1 protein-coding gene is annotated in these 5028 nt (G+C 65.3%); it reads right to left on the minus strand.

The window, feature by feature from the left end:
* A partial coding sequence (locus FXO19_RS18900) for a cadherin domain-containing protein (protein WP_149196668.1) occupies positions 1–5028 on the minus strand: 5028 nt, incomplete at both ends.

Here is a 5028-nt window from a genome sequence, read left to right on the forward strand (position 1 = left end):
CTTCGTCGTCACTGGCTGGGTGGCAATGGTGGGCGTGCCCGGCGCCTCGTTGACGTTGGTGAGGGCGACGGTGAAGTTCTCGTCCCGTGTCGCAGCGCCGTCGCTAACGCGTACCGTTATGGTGTGTGATGCGCCCGCCTCGTAGTTCAGCAATGCCCCATTGGCCACGGTTAGCCGGCCGGCCGAGGTCAGCGCGAAGCGCCCGCCGGCATTGTTGGCCAGGCTGAAGGTGAGGCCGTCGCCTGGGTCCTGGTCGGCGCCGGTGAAATTTCCGATAAACGTGCCGTTCGCTGAATTCTCCGCGATCGCTAGCGTGCGGTCGGCAGCGATATCGTGGGGCTTGTCATTGGCGTCCTCGATGCGAACGGTGATCGTGCGCTCGCCCGTGGACATCAGGCTGCCATCGGTGGCCTTCACCTTGGCGGAGTACACGACTTCCTGCCGGCCGTCGCCGTCGATGTCGCTGACCGTCAGTCCCGCAGCCTTCAACGCCTCGAAATCGAAGCTCAGCCCGCTGCGGAACTTGAGTTGACTCCCCACCACCGCAAACCAGCCACGGGGGTCGCTGGTAATCACGTAGGAGGGCGTGGTGCCGTCCGGATCGGTCGCGGATAGGTTGGCGACTGCCTGCCCCGCCAAGGCCGTATTCTCCGTGCCGACCGGTATCAGTACGCTGGCGCTGGGCGTGGTGGGTGTCTCGTTGACGTTATTGACCGTCACGGTGAAGTTCTCATCGCGGCTCAGCCCACCGGAATCGGTCACCCGCACCGTGATCGTGTGCGACGCCGCGGCCTCGCGATCGAGCAGCGTGCCGTTCTTGACGGTCAACACGCCGCCGGTGGTGATCTGGAAGCGACCGCCGGAATCGTTGATCAGGCTGAACGTCGCGGTATCTCCAACGCCATCGGCATCGGTACGCGCGAAATTGCCTACGAGCGTCCCGGCTGGCACCGTGCCCGCCGCAGTCGACTCGTTGACCGCCAGTGCGCGGTCAACGGTGATATCGGTCGGCCGCGCATTGATCGGAATCGACAAGGTTCGGGTGACCTGCGCGATCTGGCCGGTCGCGGACTCTCTGGCGATGGCGGTCACGGTCAACGCACCGGCTCCGGTCAGATCCTGCGACCAGGTGCTCGGGCCGACCAGTGCCAGACCCGCAAGTTGCGCGGGCGTCAGCGACCAGACGCCATTGCCGAGGTTTGTCCCCTTGTTCAGAGTGAGGCCTGAGGGCAGATTGGAGATACGGATCTCCAGCGTCTCGGAACCGTCCTGGTCGACCAGCGCGGCCTGGACATCGATCGCCAAAGAACCGCTGTCGAGGGTCCTGCCAAGCGGCACCGCCCGGGTGATGACGGGCGCGTCGGCCGCCGGCGTGATGTTCAGGACGAAGGTCCGCTGACCGATCAAGCCGCCCGCATCGGTCGCGTTCAGGGTGATCGCGACGTTGCCGCTGCGGTGATCTGCCGCGTGCACCGTCAGAGTCCAGACGCCGTTGGCGTCCGGTCCGCTGACCTGTGGCGGATCGACATGGCCGTTGCTCGCCGTCGCCACCACGGCCAGGCCGTTGGCCGGGGTGACATCGTCGGATACCGTGAACTGCAGCGTCAGCGTGCCGTCCTCGGAGAGGGTCTGGTCGCCGACGACGGAAATGACCGGGTCCTCGTTGCCCGCCCAGTAGCTGGCCCAGCGGTTCTCGAACGCCGGATCCGCGTGCAGCGCATCGAAGGCGGCCTGAGTCGCCGGCTTGGTGTAGCCGGCCATCATGGAGACCAGGCCTTCGGCGTTGATCGTCTCGGTGAAGTGCTCACCGGCGAGAATGAAGTCGATCTTGTAGTTGGCCCGATCGGACGCGGCGGCCGTGGCGTACCAGTCCTTGATCGTGGTCTGGACCGTGGTGCCGATGACCGAGATCACCAGGTTGTCGCCGGCGCGGGTGAACCACAAACGGTTTCGGTCGATGCCCTGATAACCAATGACATCGACGTCCTCACCGCTGGAGTCGTAGTTGCGGATCTCATCCGCACCAGAGTCCAAGTCGATGAGATAGGTGTCGCTGTCATCGCCGCCGATCAGGATGTCGTTGCCGGCACCGCCGATGAGCCGGTCGTTACCCGATTGGGCATCGATCATGTCGTTGCCGTCACCACCCTCGAGGACATCATCGCCTGCGCCGCCAAGGATCGTATCGTCTCCAGCGTTGCCGACGATGTGATCGGCGTACGCCGATCCGGTCAATGTATCCGCATAAGCCGAACCCAGGAAATGTTCGGGACGGTCCTCGAGCACGTCGCCTGTGGCGGCGCCACCGGTCTGGCCACTGGCGAGATTGAAGATGACAGCCGAACCGGCGCCGGCATACGTCACCGTGTCGCTGCCCGCACCACCGAGGAAGCGATCGGCATGGGAACCACCAAACATGACGTCGTCGCCATCGCCGCCCTTGAGATAGTCTGCGCCTGGACCCCCTATCAGTTCGTCATTACCCGCACCGCCTTCAAGCACGTCATCGCCGTCGCCGCCGCTCAGGAAGTCATTGCCGATCCCGCCGTCAAGCACGTCATTGCCCGCGCCCCCCAGCAGCGTGTCGGCGCCGTCCTGACCGTACAGCGCATCGTCGCCATCGCCGCCGTCCAGCGCATCATCGCCGAGCTCGCCCCACAACTTGTCAGCGCCCGCCTCGCCGAAAAGCTGGTCGCTGCCGTCGCCGCCGTAGAGGTCGTCGTTCCCGGTAGCACCTAGCAGGACATCGGCCCCGCCGTAACCGTACAGCAGGTCGCGGCCGGCCTGCCCGGTCAGCGTTTCGCCGTTGGCGGTGCCATAGAGGTAGTCGTCCCGGTCGGCGACCGTGAACGTCAGCACTCGGCTGTAGCTCAGCCCGGCTCCACCACGGTCGGTGACCGTTACGTTGACCGCAACCGTCGCGCCGGCCTCGAAATCCAAGGCAGCGCCCGCTTTGAGGCGCAGCTGGTTGCCGTTGACGACCTCGAAACGGTCGTCAGCCACGCTGAACACCAGGTTCGCGAAATCCAGGCTGCCGGCGGTGTCCGGATCGGATGCGGCCAGCGTGCCGAGCAGGATCGCCGGCAACGGCGATCCCTCCGGTGGGCGGTCGCGCTCGTCGATCGACGGCACACTTGGGGTCAAGGTGATGGCGGTGGGCGCCTCGTTGACGTCCTCGATCAGGAACGAGAACGGCGTTGGCTCTGCCGAACTCAGCTCGCCATCGGTGGCGATCACGGCAGCGTTCAGCCTGATCTCCTTGATGCCGTCGCCGTCGGTGTCCTCCAGTACCACGCCTGATGCCGCCAGCGCCTCGAAATCGATCTGTGCGCCGGCCTTGACGCGAACAGTATCGCCCACGGTCTCGAGCCAGCCATGGGGATTGATCGTGAGCGCCAGACTTGGCGTCGTGTTGTCGAGATCGCCGATCACGAAGCTGGCCACCGTTCCGCCCCAACCGTTCTCAGGCACGATCTCCGGCACCGTTGTCGGCGGCGGCGTGACGATGTAGGGCGCTTCATTGACATTGCGCACCGCCACGGTGAACTGCTTCTCGAAGTAGGCGCCGGCCTGGTCGGTGACCCGGACGCGGATCGTGTGACTGTTCTGTGCCTCGTAATCGAGGGCCGCGCCGTTGAGCACGGTCAGCTTGCCGTCATTCGTCATCGCGAAGCGGCCGCCGGCACTATCCACCAGCTGATAGGTGGGGATATCGCCGGGCCCGTCGACATCCTCGCGAGTGAAGACACCAAGCGACAGACCTGTGTTTGCCCCCTCATCGACCTCGAGCACGCCCGGCGCGAAAATATTGCTCGGTGCGTCGTTGATGGAAATCACGGTCATGTGGACGGTCTGACGAACGCTGTTCCCATCCGCGTCGGTGACCGTAATGAGGAAGCTGTCGCTGCCGTGCCGATTCGCGTCCGGCGTATAGGTCCATGCGCCGGTGGAAGCGTTCAATGTCACGCTGCCGAGCTTCGCGTCTGCCGATAGCTCGTAGCCGGTGATATTGCTGTCCTGGTCGATCGCGCCGACCTGGCCGGAAATCGCAACGTCCTCGTCCGTGGTGAGGTTCTGGTCGACCACCTTCGGCACCGCCTTGCCGGTCGGGTGCCAGTAGTCTTCCAGCAGTTCGGCTACGGCTTGCGGCATGGTTCGGGGCAGCGTTCCGGAAGCCTGGCCCATGGCTTGTAGCAACGGGCCGGCAGCATCGAGGAACAATGATCCGCCGCTGGTCACGATCTCGAAAATCTGTGTTCCGGTTCCGTCGGTCTTGAAATAGCCGCTCACCACGATCACGCTGTTGCCGCCGATCACCGACACGCGCAGATCGTCACCCGCGCGCGACAGCCAGATGCGGTCAGGACCAGCATCGCTGATGAAGACCTTGTTCTTGTCCGCCGCATTGCCGGCATCGACGATCGTATCGATACCCGAGCTCGCATCGAACAGATAGCTGTCGCTGCCCGCCCCGCCGCGGAGCTGGTCGTTGCCGCCCTCGCCGGCGAGCTGGTCGACGCCGGCGCCGCCCTCGAGGATGTCGTTGCCCGCACCGCCGGCAAGCTTGTCGTGGCCGCTCTCGCCATAGAGCGTGTCGTCGCCTTGCCCGCCGCCGAGCGTGTCGTCGCCGGCGCCACCGTACAGGATGTCTTTGCCATCGTCGCCGCTGAGCTGATCGTCGTCGCCGTCGCCGTACAGATGGTCATCACCGCCGCCGCCGCTGAGCAGATCCTTGCCCGCGCCGCCTTCCAATCGATCGCTGCCGTCGTCCCCTGCCAAGGCGTCGGCGCCATCGCCGCCATAGAGGGTATCCGCACCGGCGCCGCCCGAAAGCACGTCATCGCCGGCTCGGCCATCGATCACGTCGTCGCCGCCCAGGCCAGACAGGCGGTTGTGGCGCGCATCGCCGTACAGCGCGTCGGCGTAATCCTCAGAACCGGTGACGTTCTCGATCGTGCTCACGCCATTGATTGCGACCAGGGTATCGCCAGTCGCATGGCCGCCCGTCGCCGTGGAGGCGGCCAGGTC

Source organism: Luteimonas suaedae, from assembly GCF_008312895.1.
Taxonomy (GTDB): Bacteria; Pseudomonadota; Gammaproteobacteria; order Xanthomonadales; family Xanthomonadaceae; genus Luteimonas; species Luteimonas suaedae.